At 61.9% G+C, this 16,322-nt stretch carries 20 protein-coding genes; 10 read left to right on the forward strand and 10 right to left on the reverse strand.

From position 1 onward, the window contains the following. Nucleotides 1-116: 116 nt before the first annotated feature. Entirely contained in the window at nucleotides 117-494 is a 378-nt protein-coding gene (locus tag ABWI03_RS16465) for an SHOCT domain-containing protein (RefSeq protein WP_095970695.1), read from the forward strand. Here ABWI03_RS16465 and ABWI03_RS16470 read toward each other — a convergent pair. After that, nucleotides 472-1,917 carry a hypothetical protein gene (locus tag ABWI03_RS16470; protein ID WP_298780162.1) on the reverse strand — a complete coding sequence of 482 codons (1,446 nt, stop codon included), beginning with the start codon at nucleotides 1,915-1,917 and terminating at the stop codon, nucleotides 472-474. The genes ABWI03_RS16465 and ABWI03_RS16470 overlap by 23 nt on opposite strands. A gap of 78 nt (nucleotides 1,918-1,995) precedes the next feature. Then, nucleotides 1,996-2,394 (reverse strand): DUF7144 family membrane protein, encoded by a 399-nt coding sequence (locus ABWI03_RS16475; RefSeq protein ID WP_124566273.1) that lies wholly within the window; start codon nucleotides 2,392-2,394, stop codon nucleotides 1,996-1,998. Between the two features lie 162 nt (nucleotides 2,395-2,556). On the opposite strand from ABWI03_RS16475, the gene ABWI03_RS16480 reads away from it, so the two are divergent. Further along, nucleotides 2,557-3,132: a GNAT family N-acetyltransferase gene (locus ABWI03_RS16480; RefSeq protein WP_298780158.1), complete on the forward strand. Its 576-nt coding sequence runs from the start codon at nucleotides 2,557-2,559 to the stop codon at nucleotides 3,130-3,132. Between the two features lie 17 nt (nucleotides 3,133-3,149). Here the strand turns inward: ABWI03_RS16480 and ABWI03_RS16485 are convergent, their stop codons facing one another. The 4 genes from ABWI03_RS16485 to ABWI03_RS16500 all read right to left on the reverse strand — a co-directional run bounded on the left by ABWI03_RS16485 (nucleotide 3,150) and on the right by ABWI03_RS16500 (nucleotide 5,933). After that, nucleotides 3,150-4,226: an ABC transporter substrate-binding protein gene (locus ABWI03_RS16485; RefSeq protein WP_235172027.1), complete on the reverse strand. Its 1,077-nt coding sequence runs from the start codon at nucleotides 4,224-4,226 to the stop codon at nucleotides 3,150-3,152. Nucleotides 4,227-4,368: 142 nt separating this feature from the next. After that, the gene (locus ABWI03_RS16490) at nucleotides 4,369-5,205 is read right to left on the reverse strand and encodes a helix-turn-helix transcriptional regulator (protein ID WP_095970691.1); all 837 of its coding nucleotides are present in this window, start codon (nucleotides 5,203-5,205) and stop codon (nucleotides 4,369-4,371) included. Nucleotides 5,206-5,259: 54 nt separating this feature from the next. Then, entirely contained in the window at nucleotides 5,260-5,586 is a 327-nt protein-coding gene (locus tag ABWI03_RS16495) for a DMT family transporter (protein WP_095970690.1), read from the reverse strand. Continuing rightward, nucleotides 5,583-5,933 carry a DMT family transporter gene (locus tag ABWI03_RS16500; protein ID WP_095970689.1) on the reverse strand — a complete coding sequence of 117 codons (351 nt, stop codon included), beginning with the start codon at nucleotides 5,931-5,933 and terminating at the stop codon, nucleotides 5,583-5,585. The genes ABWI03_RS16495 and ABWI03_RS16500 overlap by 4 nt, the downstream gene beginning before the upstream one ends. A 53-nt stretch (nucleotides 5,934-5,986) precedes the next feature. Here ABWI03_RS16500 and ABWI03_RS16505 point away from each other — a divergent pair, with 53 nt between their 5' ends. From ABWI03_RS16505 to ABWI03_RS16525, 5 genes are all read left to right on the forward strand, one after another. Continuing rightward, complete coding sequence (locus tag ABWI03_RS16505; protein WP_298780153.1) at nucleotides 5,987-6,724, forward strand: transglutaminase domain-containing protein; 738 nt, start codon at nucleotides 5,987-5,989, stop codon at nucleotides 6,722-6,724. 10 nt (nucleotides 6,725-6,734) lie between these two features. Next, the gene (map, locus tag ABWI03_RS16510; protein ID WP_007734970.1) at nucleotides 6,735-7,592 is read left to right on the forward strand and encodes a type I methionyl aminopeptidase; all 858 of its coding nucleotides are present in this window, start codon (nucleotides 6,735-6,737) and stop codon (nucleotides 7,590-7,592) included. An 8-nt stretch (nucleotides 7,593-7,600) separates the two neighbouring features. After that, complete coding sequence (locus ABWI03_RS16515) at nucleotides 7,601-9,112, forward strand: cobyric acid synthase (RefSeq protein WP_283376428.1); 1,512 nt, start codon at nucleotides 7,601-7,603, stop codon at nucleotides 9,110-9,112. Nucleotides 9,113-9,196: 84 nt separating this feature from the next. Continuing rightward, nucleotides 9,197-9,766, forward strand: a complete 570-nt coding sequence (locus ABWI03_RS16520) for an RNA polymerase sigma factor (protein WP_283376261.1) — start codon at nucleotides 9,197-9,199, stop codon at nucleotides 9,764-9,766. 76 nt (nucleotides 9,767-9,842) lie between these two features. Continuing rightward, a complete protein-coding gene (locus ABWI03_RS16525; protein ID WP_200315247.1) occupies nucleotides 9,843-10,676 on the forward strand; it encodes a GAF and ANTAR domain-containing protein in 834 nt (277 codons plus the stop codon). Here ABWI03_RS16525 and ABWI03_RS16530 read toward each other — a convergent pair. Together ABWI03_RS16530 and ABWI03_RS16535 are read right to left on the reverse strand one after the other, a co-directional pair. Next, nucleotides 10,673-11,098 (reverse strand): DUF6069 family protein, encoded by a 426-nt coding sequence (locus ABWI03_RS16530; protein ID WP_353798881.1) that lies wholly within the window; start codon nucleotides 11,096-11,098, stop codon nucleotides 10,673-10,675. The genes ABWI03_RS16525 and ABWI03_RS16530 overlap by 4 nt on opposite strands. Before the next feature lie 88 nt (nucleotides 11,099-11,186). Then, entirely contained in the window at nucleotides 11,187-12,056 is an 870-nt protein-coding gene (locus tag ABWI03_RS16535; protein ID WP_298780137.1) for a PhzF family phenazine biosynthesis protein, read from the reverse strand. 121 nt (nucleotides 12,057-12,177) lie between these two features. On the opposite strand from ABWI03_RS16535, the gene ABWI03_RS16540 reads away from it, so the two are divergent. Genes ABWI03_RS16540 through ABWI03_RS16550 form a run of 3 tightly spaced genes read left to right on the forward strand, consistent with a single transcriptional unit; the run spans nucleotide 12,178 to nucleotide 14,109 of the window. Continuing rightward, the gene (locus tag ABWI03_RS16540) at nucleotides 12,178-12,639 is read left to right on the forward strand and encodes a PPOX class F420-dependent oxidoreductase (protein ID WP_298780133.1); all 462 of its coding nucleotides are present in this window, start codon (nucleotides 12,178-12,180) and stop codon (nucleotides 12,637-12,639) included. 46 nt (nucleotides 12,640-12,685) lie between these two features. Further along, entirely contained in the window at nucleotides 12,686-13,306 is a 621-nt protein-coding gene (locus ABWI03_RS16545; RefSeq protein ID WP_353802678.1) for a TetR/AcrR family transcriptional regulator, read from the forward strand. Further along, nucleotides 13,303-14,109, forward strand: a complete 807-nt coding sequence (locus tag ABWI03_RS16550) for an enoyl-CoA hydratase/isomerase family protein (protein WP_298780127.1) — start codon at nucleotides 13,303-13,305, stop codon at nucleotides 14,107-14,109. Before ABWI03_RS16545 ends, ABWI03_RS16550 begins: the two co-directional genes overlap by 4 nt. Nucleotides 14,110-14,142: 33 nt before the next feature. Here the strand turns inward: ABWI03_RS16550 and ABWI03_RS16555 are convergent, their stop codons facing one another. Together ABWI03_RS16555 and ABWI03_RS16560 are read right to left on the reverse strand one after the other, a co-directional pair. Further along, nucleotides 14,143-15,174, reverse strand: a complete 1,032-nt coding sequence (locus tag ABWI03_RS16555) for a phosphotransferase family protein (protein ID WP_298780124.1) — start codon at nucleotides 15,172-15,174, stop codon at nucleotides 14,143-14,145. Next, on the reverse strand, nucleotides 15,167-16,312 hold the full coding sequence (locus ABWI03_RS16560) for an Rv3169 family protein (RefSeq protein ID WP_298780121.1): 1,146 nt from the start codon (nucleotides 16,310-16,312) through the stop codon (nucleotides 15,167-15,169). The genes ABWI03_RS16555 and ABWI03_RS16560 overlap by 8 nt, the downstream gene beginning before the upstream one ends. Between the last annotated feature and the right edge of the window lie 10 nt (nucleotides 16,313-16,322).

Consider the following 16,322-nt stretch of genomic DNA (forward strand, 5'->3'; position numbering starts at 1 on the left):
CGGCGCATACTGAAATGACCTTGGACCAGGGAGTTCTGGCCGAATGCAGAAGTTCAGGCGCGGAAGGTCAGCCTCCCGAACTCCTGATGTGTAAACCGAGTGCAGGGAGCGTTGACGTGGAAGGTTTCTGGGAATTCTTCTGGTTCATCTTCGTCTGTTTCGCCTTTGTGGCCTACTTGAGCGTGTTGTTCTCGATCATCACCGATTTGTTCCGTGACCACGAGACTTCGGGCTGGGCCAAGGCGCTGTGGATGATATTTCTCTTCGTCATTCCATTCCTGTCCGCGATGATCTACGTGGTCGTCAAGAACGACGGAATGACGCGGCGGTCGATGGAGGCCGCTCAGCAGCACATACACGCGCAGAGTGATTACATTCGAAACGTCGCCGGGAAGTCGCCGACTCAGCAGATCGCCGACGCCAGAGAGCTTCTCGACTCAGGCGCGATCAACGAAGAGGAATTTCAGGCCATCAAGGCAAAGGCGCTGGCGTAGTTTTCGTATCTTCTGCCCCAGGCCCGGCGTCGTCGGTTCCGGCGTCGTCGGGCCGGGCATCCTCCGCGGCGGCGCGTGCAGGACGAACAAGTATTTCGAGAACTACGAGTGCGAGCAGCGCAATGATGACAATCCAACCCACGACCAATCCTGTGGGGTAGCGCCAGAAGAGCAGCAACAGTGCGGCGATGCCGATGATGGCGCAGCGCAGCGGAACACGAAGCTGATCGGCCCACCGCTCCACCTGATTCGGCGTACGCCCTCTGGAGGAATGCCGGACGAAGTCCAATGCCTGCCCATAGCCTCGGCGAACGGCGATTGCCGACGACGACCCACCGACCAGGTAGGCGCCGAGCCCCACCACCACGCCGAGGACTGCAACCGCGCGAAGACTCGTGCGCAGTGGCACCAGAACTGTGTCGATGACGGCAGTCGCGGCGTCTGGCGAGAGAATATCGGTAGGGACACTGTCGAGGTAGATTGCACGCCCGATGAGAATTCCGATCGCGAGAACAAGCATTCCCAACGCAATCGACAGACCGACCAGTGACAGCGCGCGGAGCCTGCGACCCGTTGGAGCAACGGCGACAGCGGCTGCTGCGCAAGCGATTCCCAGCCATGGCAGCACTGCTGAGACCTTGTCGAGTGCCGAGACGGCTCGCTGTGCCTTCACGAGTTCGGGGGACTGGAAGAGAACAAATTCCTTGTCCACGGAGGGGATTTTGTCTGCGAAGGCGAAGCCGCGGTCGATCAAGACTGTTTTGACCTTGTTGATGATCGTGCTCAGCGAAATGCTGACGGTTCCGCTCTGATCGACTTCGACGGAGTCGGGTCCGTAGTTGCCGGTCATGACCGCGACGAGAGAGTTGTGCGCAGACCTGTTCGCCTGAATCCACAAGTCTTCGAACTGTTGTGACCGCACGAGTGAGCCCACCGTGTCGTGGACAAAACTCTTCGCCTGACCGGCGATCACCGGGGCCAACCCCACGAGAGCTTGGTCCAGGCGAGGTGCGTTGGCTGCAAGGTTCGACACGTCGGTCAGTGCGGTGAGCGCGTCGGTGGTGAGCCCCTCGACATCGACACGATCGAATATCTCGTCGGTGATCTGATTCGTGATCTCGGCCTGCACGGCGGGATTCTCGCCCAGTGGCGCAACAGTGCTGACGTAGCGGTCCGTGTCCAGGATCTGACTTCGGGTGAAGCGCGTGGTCACGGACAAGACTGCGAGTAGCGCGACCAACACGAGCAGAATTACCACGGCGGTCCACCGGAGGCCGTGTCGAGGTGGCCGGGGGACCTGTTCGAGGGGCGTTTCACGGGCGCTGGGAGTGTGCTCGCGAAGCGATGCAACCTCTTGGCGCAGCCTGGCCAGTTCGGCACGCTCGTCCTCGTGGAGTGGGTCGTCGCTCGTGCCGTTTGCCATCATGTTCCTCTCAGGAGGGAAACTGCTGCCGCACAGACGAAAACGTCGAACTTGATAGGTGGATCCGAAACTGTCGCCTCAGATCACGTCGGGATTCCATGTCGCGACAGCCCAGATGACGAACACGTCGAGCGCGATGATGATGATCGACCACCACGGAGAGTGGGGTAGCCAGAGGAAGTTCGCGAGGATCGACAGAGAACAGATGACTATTGCTCCGACCCGTGCCCACGTCGCGCCGGTGAAGAGCATGATTCCGACCGCGGTGACGAGCACACCGAGTACGAGGTGGATCCATCCCCACGACGTGAGGTCGAATTGATAGGTGTATTCGGGGCCGACGACTGTCACGTCGTCCTCGGATATCGCCGAGATGCCTTGCAGAATTTCGAGCACGCCGACGGTGACGAGGAGAACCGCTCCGCCGAGCGCGCTTCCTTTTGCCACACCCTGCTTGACCAGTGAATCCTCGGACATGACCGCCCCTAGATTTCAAGTGCGAAATTGCCTGGCGTAACTCCGTATTGCGACTATTTACGGTGGTGAAGTATCCCGCCACGGGGCAAATCAAACATTGAGCGCTGCTCGTCCTCGCGATATTCACTCGCCTACGAATTCGAAAGAACCTACCGTGGCGGCATGGATATGGGGGACGTGGGCAGGTCGACGGCGACTGCACCTGAGGTGATCCGGACGGACCGACTGGTACTTCGCACCTATCGGCCGGGTGATCACCGGGATCTACTCGTCTTCCACGGGCGCAGCGACGTATGCCGGTACCTGTTCAACGAGCCTTGGGATCTCGCGGCGGCCCGAGAGGCCGTGCAGACCAGGATTTCTCGCCGTGACCTCGCGGCCGGTGCCCTGGCGCTTGTTGTCGAATACGACGGTCAGGTTGTGGGAAGCGTGAGTGCGTGGCTTGTCGACGAGCCCGAGCGCACCGCCGAACTCGGGTGGGCATTCTCGCCCGAGTTCGGCGGCCGCGGATTCGCGACGGAAGCGGTGACGGCTCTGCTCGATTATGTATTCGCGACTCCCCGATTGCACCGCGTGATCGCGCAGATGGATTCGAGAAACGAATCTTCGGCACGACTCGCGCAGCGTATCGGTATGCGGCGAGAGGGACATTTTCGGCAGAACGCGTGGATCAAGAACGAATGGACCGACACTCTGGTTTTCGCGACACTGCGCAGTGAGTGGCCTTCAGGTGCGTGATCGGACCGCGTGGGCTGCTACTTGGCGACCAGTTCGGTCAACTGTGGAACGAGCTCGTCGGTTGCCCACGGGACACTCAGAACGCTGACGTACATGGTCGCCGCTGTCAGGCGATTGTCGGTGATCCACAAGTCCTTTCCGTTGGCGATGACCGGCCACCGCGCGAACAGAGTGTTGGCCAACGTGCTGTCGACTTCCGACTGATCGCTTGCCCATCCGAGATACACGTCGGTGTTGATCGTGTCGAGTTTCTCCATGCTGATGCCGAACAGGAAAGAGTCGCCTGCAAAGTTCTTGGCGCCGTTCACCACGTCGGGAGCAACTGTGAGCCCAAGGTTTTCGACGAACTTGACGCGTGGATCGTCGGGGCCGTAGATGGCGGTTTCGGTTTCTCCCTCGCGGATGTAGGACCCGAAGGCAAAGGTGACCCCGTTGAATTCCGGATGGCTCGCCTTCGACTCCTGGACAGTTTCCTCCGCGGACTTGATCAGCGCAGCGGTCTGAGTGGGGCGACCGAGAGCCTTGCCGACATCGGTGGCCAGGTTCTGCCACGAACTCGGCTGGTACGGCTTGGTGTCGTAGGGGAGTGTCGGGGCGATCGAACTCAGGCGCTGGTAGTCCTGCTCGGAGAAACCGGAATACGGCGCAAGAATCAGATCGGGTGCGACATTGAGTATCTGTTCGAACAGGAGCTCCCCGCTGTCGGAGTAGTACGGCGCAGGCGTGGGCAGTGTCTGGCCCGACTTCTCGAGTTCCGCGCGGGTCCACGGCAGGAAGCCGTCGGCGTCGCCGGCCCACGAGTCCTTCTGCATCGCTACCGGGGTGACTCCCAGGGCGATGACGGTGTCTGCCGCTGCGGAATCGAGGGTGAGGACCCTGGTCGGTTCCTTGTCGATGACGGTTTCACCGAATGCGTGCTTGATCGTGACGGGAAACGCGCCGTCCTCGACGGCGGATGCCGACGAATTGTTTCCTTCGGTCTCGGTCGACGACTGTGTGCAGGCGGTCAGAGGCAGTGCGGCCGCCACCATCAGCGCAACGACTATTCGTCGCCTCCGCTGGGGACGAATTCTCTGACGGGCAGATCTGAACACGCGAAACTCCTCGGGATTGATCGGGGAAGTGCTTGCACGACTCAGTGCCTCGAGCACATGAGAGCAGGCTTACCTAAGTGAATGTAGGGCGCGTCCGTGTAGCGAAGGGGCCAGCAGATGTCGACAACAGGTCAGGCTTGCGTCAGTTGACGGCGGCGAGAGCATTGCCGGGGGTGTAGCCGACCGTCTTGCGGAAGGCGGCGATGAACGAACTCGACGTCCCGTACCCGACTCGACGACTGACTGCATTCACACTCATCCCGGTCCCGAGCATTCCCAAGGCCGTACTCATGCGAACCAGGGTGCGCCACTGCGCAAAGCTCAAGGCGAGTTCCGCGGCGAAGATCCGGGTGACCGTGCGTCGGCTGAGATTGAGAACGTGCGCCCACTGATCGAGTGATCGATCGTCCGCGGGATCAGACAGAACTTTGTCGACGAGTATCCGTAGCCGAGGATCGCGGGGGATCGGCACGTCGAAATGCGGGGCCGATGCGGGAGTGAGGAGATCGACGCAGACCTGCTGAGCCCGAAGGCGTTGTTCTGCAGGCATTCCGGTATGGGCGAGGTGGATCAGCAGAACTCGCGCCGCCTCGCTCAGCGTCACGATGCACGGTTCGTTCCAGGCGGGAGTCCACAACTCGGGGGTGAAGAGAGTGGCGCGGAATGCGACGTGGGGATTGGCCTGACCCTCGTGGAGGACCCCGCGAGGGATCCACAGGCCGACGCCGGGCGTGACGGTCCAGAGTTGATTGTCGATGATCATGTTGACGACGCCGCGGTCGGACCAGATGAGTTCGTGCTCGGCATGAGCGTGCTGTGGCCACTGCGTGATGTGGTCGGTCTCGACGATGTACGTCGTCAGTTGAAACGGCGCCGGGACGGCGCGCGCCATCGGGGTGTGGCGTTCGGGTTCCCGTAAGTGCGGACCGTCGTCCAGGTGTGGACCACCGTCGATTTCACGAAGGGCAGGGATCGGCACCGCGGACTACCTCCAAAGCAAAGTTAGGTAAACCTTACACCCTGTTTGCTGGGCTCAGTGGCCCGCACCGAGTTCGATGAGAAGCACGCCTGCCGCGATAAGGCCGATCCCCACGATCATGAGCTTGGTCAGCGGTTCGCGAAAGAGAATGCGGGATGCGATTGCCGTCAGCGCCACCCCACATGCAGTCCAGATGCCGTACGCAACGCCGATCGTCAGGCCCGCGTCGAGTGCGAGCGTGAGGAAAGCGAAAGCGGCGAGGTACCCCACGGCGACAACCGCGAGCCATCGCTTGTCGCTGCCGTCCTGCGACGCCATCCGCAGCGACAACGTCGCGGTGACCTCGGAAATAATTGCAGCGATCAGAAATAGGAAGGTCATGCCGGGTCCACCGGCCCGCTGTCGGCAGCAACCTGGGAACCGAGTTCGACGCACAGGACTCCGCCGATGACCAGGGCAATACCGACGCCCATCGTTGCTGTCAGCGGGTCGCCGAAAAGGAAAGTTGCGAACACGGCGGTCAGGACAACTCCGGTTGCGCCCCAGATTCCGTATGCGACACCGAGTCCCATGCCCTCCCGCAGGACGAACGACAAGGCGGTGAATGCCGCGAGATATCCGCCGACGACCACGATGTACCAAGCGGGGTGATCGAGGGCGGCGCGCAACGACAGAGTTGCAGACACCTCGGTCAGGATCGCGGTGATCAACAGTAGCCATTTCTTCACGGTTCGGATTCTGTCAGGCTCCACGGATTCCGGTCGCGCACTACGGTTGAGACATGACGTGCGTGCTGCTCGGCGGAATCCGATACGGTGACATCCGCCACGATGTGTCCGGTGGCGACGCAGCCGCGACACCGATTCTCGACTGGGGCCACCACGACGTGGCCCGCCTATACGAGGACATTGCAGAAGGTGCGATCCAGTCGGCGCAGGAGTTTCTGGTGTCGGCGCATCGCAGCGTCGCTGCAACGATTCGGGCGGTGTACGGACTCGACGACCGGCAACCCGTCTCGGTGACATTGAGTCGAGGGCGCGGATCATGCAGCCAGAGACTTGCCGTCGTCGAAGCGTTGGCTCGCCGCCGAGGTATCGCCACCCGCGTCCGCGGTCTCGTACTTCGCGGGGAATTCTGGTATCCGCGATTTCGGCATCTACGTGCGGTGATTCCGAAGTCAGTGCTGCTGGCGTGGCCGGAATTTCTGATCGACGGACGCTGGCAGGACATCTCCGAGATCGTTGCACCTGCGGCAGTCTCATCGGTGCAACCGTTCACGAACACCGGCGAGGAAACACTGTTCGACGCGATCGGACGCGCTCCGATCAGCTGGGTGGATCGGTTTCGTGTGATTGCTTGGACTTCTCCGAGTTCGTCGACCGTGATCTGGGCACCTTCGAATCGCGCGACAATCTTTTCGAGGAGTTTGGACAGACGATGTCGACCCCCGTCAGAATTCTCGTCGATCCGGTTTTCCGGAACTGGAGTGCATCCGGCTGACGCGCGACGCGAGGTCTAGGCTGTTCTCCATGTCTGTGCGTACCCCATTGGTCCCTGGAACCGTCTCTCCCGTCCTCGCTGTGCCCTCGAAGATCGAGCGGCCCGAGTACGCGTGGAAGCCGACCGCCAAAGAGGGCAACGAGCCCTGGGTTCAGACGCCGGAGACGATCGAGGCGATGCGCATCGCCAGCAAGATCGCTGCCGGCGCGCTGCAGGAAGCCGGCAAGGCTGTCGCTCCCGGTGTCACGACCGACGAACTCGACCGCATCGCACACGAGTTCATGCTCGACCACGGCGCATACCCGTCGACGTTGGGCTACAAGAGCTTTCCCAAGTCGTGCTGCACGTCTCTCAACGAGGTGATCTGCCACGGAATCCCCGACTCGACCGTGATCCAGGACGGCGACATCGTCAATATCGACGTCACCGCGTACATCAACGGGGTTCACGGCGACACCAATGCGACGTTCCTCGCCGGTGACGTGTCCGAAGAGAACCGCTTGCTCGTCGAGCGCACGCACGAGGCAACGATGCGGGCCATCAAAGCCGTCAAACCCGGCCGCGCGCTCAACGTGATCGGACGTGTCATCGAGTCATACGCCCATCGGTTCGGGTACGGCGTCGTCCGGGACTTCACCGGACACGGTATCGGCGAGACCTTCCACAACGGCCTCGTGATCCTGCACTACGACGAGCCCGCGGTCGAGACGATCATCGAACCGGGCATGGTCTTCACGATCGAACCGATGATCAACCTCGGTGGTATCGACTACGAGATCTGGGAGGACGGCTGGACCGTCGTCACCAAGGACCGTAAGTGGACGGCACAGTTCGAGCACACCTTGGTGGTCACCGAGACCGGTGCAGAGATTCTCACCCTGCCTTGAGTTCGGAGATGCGCGGCGCTCTGCTGGTAGCCGGCACGACATCCGACGCCGGCAAGAGCGTTCTGGTGGCCGGACTGTGCCGCATGCTGGCGCGTCGAGGCGTCAGAGTTGCGCCGTTCAAGGCACAGAACATGTCGAACAATTCCGTGGTCACGCTCGACGGCGGAGAGATCGGCCGTGCGCAGGCTCTTCAAGCACGAGCGTGCGGGCTCGAACCGAGTGTTCGGTTCAATCCGGTGCTGCTCAAGCCGGGCAGTGACCGGACGTCGCAACTTGTCGTTAGGGGCAAGGCGATGACCACAGTGGGTGCTCGCGACTACATGCAGCATCGGCAGTGGCTTCGCGCCGTCGTGGCCGAGGATCTCGAATCGCTTCGATCCGAGTTCGACGTCGTGATTTGTGAAGGCGCGGGTTCCCCGGCTGAAATTAATTTACGTGCAACAGATCTCGCCAATATGGGGTTGGCGGAGGCTGCGCAGATTCCGGTCGTCGTCGTCGGTGACATCGATCGCGGCGGCGTCCTGGCCCATCTGTTCGGGACCGTTGCGGTGCTCTCGCCGAGCGACCAGGCATTGATCGCGGGATTTGTGATCAACAAATTCCGCGGTGACGTTGCACTGTTGGAACCTGGACTGGATCAACTGCGCAGCCTCACCGGTCGACCCACTCTCGGAGTGATCCCGTTTGCCGACGATCTTTGGCTCGACGCCGAGGATTCGCTTGGCGTCACCGGCAACGCCCCGGTAGGGCGCCCTGGCCCACCCGTCGGTTCGGCCTGGCTCACCGTTGCTGCGGTTCGGCTCCCGCGCATCTCCAACTCGACGGATGTCGAGGCGCTTGCATGTGAACCGGGCGTGGCAGTTTCGTGGGTGACCGATCCGTCGCGGATCCGCGACGCAGACCTCGTGGTGATCCCCGGTAGTAAGTCCACCGTGAGTGACCTCGAGTGGCTGCGCCGTACCGGCCTGGCCGACGAGATCATCGCCCGAGCAGGTCGCGGGCAGGCCGTGCTGGGAGTCTGCGGCGGATACCAGATGCTGGGTAATTCCATCGTCGACGACGTCGAATCAGGATCAGGGATTACCGCAGGACTCGGTCTGCTGGACCTCGACATCGAATTCGCTTCGGACAAAGTGCTGGCGCAGGTAACCGGTTCCGCCGACGGTATCTCGGTGTCGGGGTACGAGATTCATCACGGACGCGTCGTGCGCAACGGGGACCGCCCATTGCTGGCGGACTCGGGCGGTGTGCCGGAAGGCAGTGTGCGAGGGTCTGTTCGAGGGACACATTGGCATGGTCTCCTGGAAAGTGACGACTTTCGGCGCAGCCTGCTGCGTGAGATCGCGGTTCCCGGTTTTGTTGCTGCACCCGACACCTCGGTTGCCGCGGTGCGAGAACAACAACTCGACCTTCTCGCTGATCTCGTCGAGCAGCACCTCGATCAGGATCTACTCGAGAAACTGATCAACGGTGGGGCGCCTGTCGGGCTTCCCGTCATTGCCTCCGCACTCGAAGCCTGAGAGCGCTCCCGCGGGCGTCGGCGTGCACGCGGTAGAATAGCCAGGCCTCACTCCCGCGACGGCTCCCTAGTAGGAGTGTGCGCGGTGACAGATCAATTCGACGGCTTGCTTACCGACTTCAGTGACGAGGTGCTGGTCGACTCGGCAATGCTCGGCGATCATGCGGCCTTCGACGTCATCGTTCGCCGATACGGCCCGCACTTGTATCGATTTGCCCGTCGACTCGTCACCAGTGAGAGTGACGTCGACGACATCGTCCAGGAAACCTGCCTAGCCGCCTGGCGCCAACTTCCGGGGTTTCAGCGGCGCTCGAGCATCAAGACCTGGTTGTTCGCGATCTGTTCTCGCAAGATCTCGGATGTCCATCGAAAAGTCGGCTCCTGCGCCGCCGATGTGGACGGACTTCGGGACGAAGTCGATACTCGATTGCGCGATCCGAGCGAGGAAGTATGCGGCACAGCATTTCTCGACGCTCTTGAAGCCGAACTCGATCGTCTACCGCTGCGTCAGCGCGCCGCCTGGGTCTTGCGGGAAGTGGAGGGCATGACGTATCCACAGATCGCAGTTGTCCTGGAACTGAGTCCGGACGCGGTTCGTGGCCAACACACTCGGGCGAGGCGGAATCTGGGTCTCGCGCTCGACCGATGGCGATGACGACTCGGCGGTTTGCCGGGTTCTGTCACCGAACTCACTCTCCTGACGGCCCGGGTAGCTGGAAGAATGCTTCGTCGTGGATACCGCTTTCGACCCCAGAGGCTTCGACCCGAGAACCGAGGATTCGGTGCCGTCGGTAATGCCGGACGATGCGACGGCAACGGGTGCTGACGTCGCCGTCGAGGCTGCGGAAACTCGGCTGACTGCAAGCGCGGTCCGGGAGTTGCTGGCAGCGCTCGGAGGAAGTATCGGTGACGAGGACGAACTCGTGGTCCTGCTCCAGCGGGCCGTCGAAATCGCGAACGACGCCATCGAGGGCGCCGACAGCATCGGCGTCACCATCGATCTGGCCGGGCAGACCTACACCGCCGTGCACACCGATTCGCGAACCTTGCGCGTCGACATCGAGCAATACGACGCCGGCGACGGACCATGTCTGCACGCCGCTCGAACCGGTGACACCGTTGTCGTCGACGCCGAGACCAGCGCGGAACGCTGGCCGCGGTTCGCGGCGGCGGCGAAGGACGAAGGGATCAAGTCCTTTCTCGCGGCGCCGCTCTTCACGCCGGATCAGCGACTCGGTTCGTTCAACCTGTACGGACGCGCCCCAGCGGCCTTCGATCGCGTCGACGCGGACGTCATGGAGATTCTCACGACAACGGTCTCACGCGCGATCGGCGACTTCTCTCGTTTCAAGTCCGCCAAGGCTGTGGCTGATGCCTTGCAACGTGCGCTCGAGACCCGGGCGCCGATCGAACAGGCCAAAGGCATGCTGATGGCCATCCATCGGATCGACGCCGACACTGCATTTCACATGCTGCGCAAGCAGTCTCAGACGACGAATACCCGGTTGCGCGACGTGGCAGCCGAGATCGTCGAGACGTATTCGGCGCCGCCTACCGCTGTCTAGTTCGAGGGGGACCGACGTACAGCCTCGAGCGCGACGACGACGCCCGCGGCGACAACCACGTGCATCAGCGCGAGCATGACCGTGCTGGCGGCGTCGAAGTCCGCGGCAATGGTCAGAGCGATGGTGCCGAGCGCCACGACTGCACCCACGATCTGGGCGATGCGGATGATCGGCTCCCACTTCAGTGAGATCAACATTGCGACCGACAAACCGGCCAGCAGTGGCACCACCGTCAATGTGATGACCCCACCAGGCGCGACGCTCGCCGGCTTTCCCTGATCTGTCATCTCGAAGGATCCGCCCAATGCGAGGCCGATCAACCACAGGATCAGATTGACGACGAGAGCAATTACCGTGGCGCCGAGTACGGCACGTGGCTTGGTGACGTGGAGGTTGTGTGCGGTTGACGTGATTGCAGACATGGTGTTCTCCCGGCTCGATGCGATGGTCTGGTGACGTCGCTCTGGTGAATAGACCCGCCGGCGGGCAGAAACTCATCGCTGAGGTTGACTATTGCCCGTTGACGACGGGCACTGCGGTGCCGGTGACCGAGATACCGCCGTCGACTGGGATGTCGACCTCGAGCACACTGGGACGCCCGACGTGTCGGCCCTGGTGGATGGTGATCCGCCGCGGAGTGGCCGCGGGTTCGAGTTTGCGCAGGTAACCGCCGGTCGACGCCGCTGCGGACCCGGTTGCGGGATCCTCGACGATGTTTCCCACCGGAAACAGATTTCGGGCTTCGAATGTGGAGTCGTCGAGGGGATGCAGGATTGTCACCGTGCCGGCCCAACCCTGGGCGTCCATCAGGGTTCGCATCGCTACGGGATCGAATGTGAACTCGTCGAAAGCTGCCTGCTCTTGTAGTACGACGATCGGGTGAGTGTTGCCGGCATACGAGAGCATTGCGGGATACCGTACGTCAAGCGCGGACGAATCGACGCCGATGAGCCCGAGCAGTGCCGTCAACACCGCGTGATCGATCGGCGAGACCGACGGTTCGACGCTGGTGAAGGTGGCGGTGGATCTGCCGTCCGCGTCGGTCGCCGTGTCGATCGATACCGGTCCGATCGGCGTCTCGAATGTGAAGGTGCCGGCGCCGTCTCTCTCGGTGAGCGCGATGGCCGTCGCGATAGTGGCATGGCCGCAGAACGGTACTTCGGCGATAGGGGAGAAGTAGCGGATCCGGCTGTGACGCGGATTGCCGCCGAGTTCCGGTTCGATGAGGAACGCCGTCTCTGCATACCCGACTTCAGCTGCAACAGATTGTAATTCGGAGTCATCCAGCCCACGGGCGTCGAGCAGTACGCCGGCGGGATTACCGCCGGCCGGATCCGAACTGAACGCAGTCAGCCGGAGAATGTCGCGAGAAATTGCCATGTCGACCATCTTTGTCCGCTGTCGTCCATCGGGGGAAGAGACATCGCGCGATTGCGGTCCGCGATCTTCGAACTGGACTGCCTCCGGAACAAACCGGCCGCACGGCGTCGTTGGTGCAGATATGAGCAATGACACAGACACCGCCGAAGCGTTGTTCGCACTCGTGGCCCAGGGAAAACAAGGCGTGCTGGCAACCGTCAAGCGTGACGGCCGCCCACAGTTGTCCAACATCATTTACCGCTGGGACGTCGAGTCGAAGACTGCTTCGGTGTCCATCACAGCCGATCGCGCCAAGAGTAAAAATGCGATCCGCGATCCGCGGGTTTCCCTCCACGTCAGCGCGCCCGACTTCTGGAGCTACGCCGTGATCGAAGGACTTGCCGTGGTAACACCCGTCGCGGCCGATCCTCACGACGAAGTGTCTGACGCACTGGTCGAGCTGTACCGGGACATCAGCGGCCAGGAGCATCCCGATTGGGAGGAGTACCGCGAAGCAATGGTTGTGGAGCATCGACAGATCCTCACGGTGCGCGCTGATCACGTCTACGGAATGACGAGGCTCCCCAAACCGTCCGGTACCTGAACTGCGTTGGTTCAGGTAGGGAGATAACGTTACGAGTTAACATGTAATGGTGAAAGCCGAGTCTCCCGCCCGTATCGGACGACCTCGCGACCCAGACAAGGACGAGGCTGTGCTGCTTGCAGCTCGCACACTGCTGGCCGAAGTCGGGTATCAGCAGACGACCATTTCGGCGATTGCCAGGACTGCCGGTGTCAATACGCCGGCCATCTACCGTCGCTGGTCGTCACGGGAAGCCCTGATCGAAGAAGCGGTGCATGGACCGGGCGGACATCCGCTGCCTCGGTCGACCGGTGATTTGCGGGTGGATCTGACGACATGGGTGCACATCTTCCTGGTCCGCGCTGCCCGACCCGCGGCGCGGGCCGGAGTTCCTGGCCTGCTTGCCGATTCGCGGACGGCGGAGGCGCGACAACGTCTGTTGGCTATCGGTGCGCCGGTTCGTGCAGCGTTTCAGGATCTGCTGGACGACGCGGTGAGGCGTGGTGAGATCCCGGCAGGTGCAGACGCGATGTTCTTGTTCGATCTGCTGGCCGGAACGACGACAATGCAGGGGCTGACCCGTGGGCTCGAGGGTCAGGACCGCTTTGTAGATGCCCTCGCACGATCTCTGTACGTCCTGGCTGCGCATCCGGCCGACGTCGTCGGGACGGAAGCGGTGGGGCAATGATCTCGGTTTCGGTGGACGGCGGCGTTGCCGTCGTGACCCTCGACAGGCCTGACAAGCGGAATGCCTTCAACAAGCACATGGGTCGAGAATTGGGGCAGGCGTACCGAAAGCTCGACGAAGACGATTCCGTTCGCGTGATCGTGCTGACCGGTGCGCCACCAGCATTCTGCGCGGGTGCAGATCTTGGCGACGGCGCCGGCACCTTCGATTCACCTGACGGTGAGCAGTTTTCGTCATCACCGGTGGATCCGCCGGCGTTCGAGTTGCGAAAGCCGGTCATCGCAGCGGTGAACGGACATGCGATCGGAATCGGCCTCACCATCGCGATGCAGGCCGATATCAGAATCTTTGCGGCAGACGCCAAGTATGCAATACCGCAGGTTCGCCTCGGTGTATTGCCGGATGCGATGGCGCATTGGACGATTCCGCGCATCGCCGGAATGGCTGTGGCCGCCGACATCCTTTTGACTGGGAGGACGTTCGACGGAGCCGAGGCAATCGCGCTCGGATTGGGTAGCCGTTGCCTGCCCGCTGACGAAGTGCTTTCGGCGGCGTTGGTGATCGCCCGAGACATTGCGACGAACACTGCACCGATGTCGGTGGCACTCTCGAAGCGACTGCTCTGGCAGAGCCAGAGCAGCAGCTGTCGACCAGAGACGGTGGCGGCCATCGAAACGGACCTGCATCTACGCGTCATGGGGAAGCCGGACGCGGTGGAAGGGGTTCGAGCCTTCATGGAACGGCGCACACCTCGATGGGTTTCGAATCTTTCCGACGAGTGGCAGGAAATCCCGTCGGAATGACTCGGCAGTCCGCGGATACTCACTCGCGGACGACTAATGCTCTCGCAGTAACTGTTCGAGACGATGCTTGCAGAACGCGGTGATGTCCGTATGTTCGCCGAGTTTAAGATGTGTGGACAGGCGCAGGAGTGGCACAGCGAGCAGAACCGCAGCCAGTACCTCGTTGAACACAAGGTTCTCGACGCTCCAGCCGGTCAGCTCCTCGTAGCGGGCGATCGTCTCTTCTCGGCTGGGAGTGCCTCGCAAAGGTGTGTGTCCCTCGAATTCGCTACACGCCCAATCGAGAAACAACAGCCAGGCGAGGTCGGCCTCGTGATCGCCGAGGTAGGCCATCTCCCAGTCGAGAACCCCGGCGATCGACTGGTCCGGACCATAGAGGATGTTCGACATCCGGGCATCGCCCCAGCACAGTGTCACATGTTCGGGTTGGTAGATGTTCTCCCTCAGCCAGGCCAGTGCTTTGTCGAATATCGGCGGTAGGTCCGGCGATGCCCAACGAACGGCCCAGTCGAGGTAGTTCACCGCCTGTTCGACCGGATGGGTGCCGAACTTGGGGTAGGAGAGGAATCCGAGTTCGAGCTTGTCCGGGTCCAAGCGATGAATCTGCGCAATCGTCTCGACGCATCCCCACCACATCTTCGCTCGGCCTGCCTCGTCGGCGTCGAAGTATGTTCCGGCACTGTGATACGACGGAAAGTCGCTGGGCGCCTCGGCATTACCGATGCGGTCCATGACGTAGTAGGGGCTGCCGAGTGGGTTGTCACCGCTGTCGATCCACCGAACGTGGGGGACTGCGAGGTCGGACTTCGCGAGCCTTTGTGTCACGAGGAACTGGCGGCGGAGATCGTAGTCGGGGAACAGCGAAACCTCCGGTGGACGCCGGAAAACAAAACCACTCGACTCGCCAGTGGCGCCATCGAGGTCGAACAGGTATGTCTCCGTCGAGAATCCGCGTTCGGTGCGCTTGAAGTTGACGATCTTGGCGCCTCGAGTACCCGGAATGCGCTCCCGGACAAGTGGTTCAAGGGCGGGTGCGATGTCTTCTGCGGCTGTTCGGTCAGTCATTGTTCGTCCCTGTCCGTGTGTTGCTCCAATCGGTGTACCCGTAGCGGGGATTCACGCCCATGAAGACCATTTCCACGAGCCCGTATCCGACTTTGTCTCCCATGCGGACCTCGCACAGCGTCTCGCTGAGCATGCTCACCTGCCGGATTTCATCGAGGTTCGTGATGTCGACGGTGAAGCTGTCGCTGAAGTCCTTGCCGCGGTACATGCCGGAGGCGTAGCCCCGGTACTCGTCGTAACCGGCCAGTCCAGGCCAGAAATCGCACACTGGATTCACCTCGATCACGTCGGTGGTCCGGTCCGCTCGGTGCACGGTGAAAGTGCCGGATTCGACCACCCGCATGTCGTCACGGAATTTCAGGTCGTGCTCGACGTCGATGATCGGTAGCGCGTCCTTGCCGGAACCGATCGGGAAGAGCACCTCGCCCTCGAACTGCCAGCGCGCGCCGGTGCTGGTTTCGCGCTGCGCGAAATGCACTACCTCGTCGTCGAATTGGAATATCCCCATGTAATAGAGGACTCCGTTCGGAACCTCGGACGGCTGCAGGTTCGCGCCCTCGGACAGACTGCCGCCGCCACCGCCGTGTCGTACGCCCCACGAGTGATCGCGGCCGAACCACCAGTTGTCGGGATCGATGTCGATGCGGGTGCCGTCGATTTCGATCCAACCCGTGATGGTGCCGTTCTGGTAGAAGCGTCGGGCGTCTTCGCGAACGCGGCCGCGCGTGCGATGGAACGCTGCCGTCTGCTCGTACACCGGGAAGTCGCCGTGGAAGTCGAGTTGCAGGCTCAATCCGTGTTCGTTTGCGTCGACCGTGGAACGTACCTGGCGGAGTGGTTCGACGATTTCATAGGTGTACGGCCCCACACTCCACGCTGCCAGTCCTCCGGTCTGAGGGTTCAACTCGGTGGACAGGCGCACCACGCGGGCTTCCTCGCCCTTGCGCGTCACCATCGCGTAGGCGTCGAGGACGTTGCGGTTCGGGTATTTGGCCAGCCCCGTCATGATGCTGATCTCGCCCGTTTTGTCGAAGCCGTACATCACGATGCGTTCGGTCCAGCGCAGGTCACTTTGCGAGACGTGGTCGAGTGTCGTCGGGAGTTGATGAATGAGTAGTTCGTCGTGCGGTGTGATCACGGTAGGTCCT

This window comes from Rhodococcus baikonurensis (assembly GCF_040489275.1).
In the GTDB taxonomy this organism is placed as follows: Bacteria; Actinomycetota; Actinomycetes; order Mycobacteriales; family Mycobacteriaceae; genus Rhodococcus_F; species Rhodococcus_F baikonurensis.

What these genes read in the sequence shown, in the direction of transcription:
- ABWI03_RS16470 (WP_298780162.1), bottom strand. Translation starts at nt 1,917, where the DNA reads ATGGCAAACGGCACGAGCGACGACCCACTCCACGAGGACGAGCGTGCC.
- ABWI03_RS16475 (WP_124566273.1), bottom strand. Translation starts at nt 2,394, where the DNA reads ATGTCCGAGGATTCACTGGTCAAGCAGGGTGTGGCAAAAGGAAGCGCG.
- ABWI03_RS16480 (WP_298780158.1), top strand. Translation starts at nt 2,557, where the DNA reads ATGGATATGGGGGACGTGGGCAGGTCGACGGCGACTGCACCTGAGGTG.
- ABWI03_RS16495 (WP_095970690.1), bottom strand. Translation starts at nt 5,586, where the DNA reads ATGACCTTCCTATTTCTGATCGCTGCAATTATTTCCGAGGTCACCGCG.
- ABWI03_RS16505 (WP_298780153.1), top strand. Translation starts at nt 5,987, where the DNA reads ATGACGTGCGTGCTGCTCGGCGGAATCCGATACGGTGACATCCGCCAC.
- map (WP_007734970.1), top strand. Translation starts at nt 6,735, where the DNA reads ATGTCTGTGCGTACCCCATTGGTCCCTGGAACCGTCTCTCCCGTCCTC.
- ABWI03_RS16515 (WP_283376428.1), top strand. Translation starts at nt 7,601, where the DNA reads ATGCGCGGCGCTCTGCTGGTAGCCGGCACGACATCCGACGCCGGCAAG.
- ABWI03_RS16530 (WP_353798881.1), bottom strand. Translation starts at nt 11,098, where the DNA reads ATGTCTGCAATCACGTCAACCGCACACAACCTCCACGTCACCAAGCCA.
- ABWI03_RS16535 (WP_298780137.1), bottom strand. Translation starts at nt 12,056, where the DNA reads ATGGCAATTTCTCGCGACATTCTCCGGCTGACTGCGTTCAGTTCGGAT.
- ABWI03_RS16540 (WP_298780133.1), top strand. Translation starts at nt 12,178, where the DNA reads ATGAGCAATGACACAGACACCGCCGAAGCGTTGTTCGCACTCGTGGCC.
- ABWI03_RS16545 (WP_353802678.1), top strand. Translation starts at nt 12,686, where the DNA reads ATGGTGAAAGCCGAGTCTCCCGCCCGTATCGGACGACCTCGCGACCCA.
- ABWI03_RS16550 (WP_298780127.1), top strand. Translation starts at nt 13,303, where the DNA reads ATGATCTCGGTTTCGGTGGACGGCGGCGTTGCCGTCGTGACCCTCGAC.
- ABWI03_RS16555 (WP_298780124.1), bottom strand. Translation starts at nt 15,174, where the DNA reads ATGACTGACCGAACAGCCGCAGAAGACATCGCACCCGCCCTTGAACCA.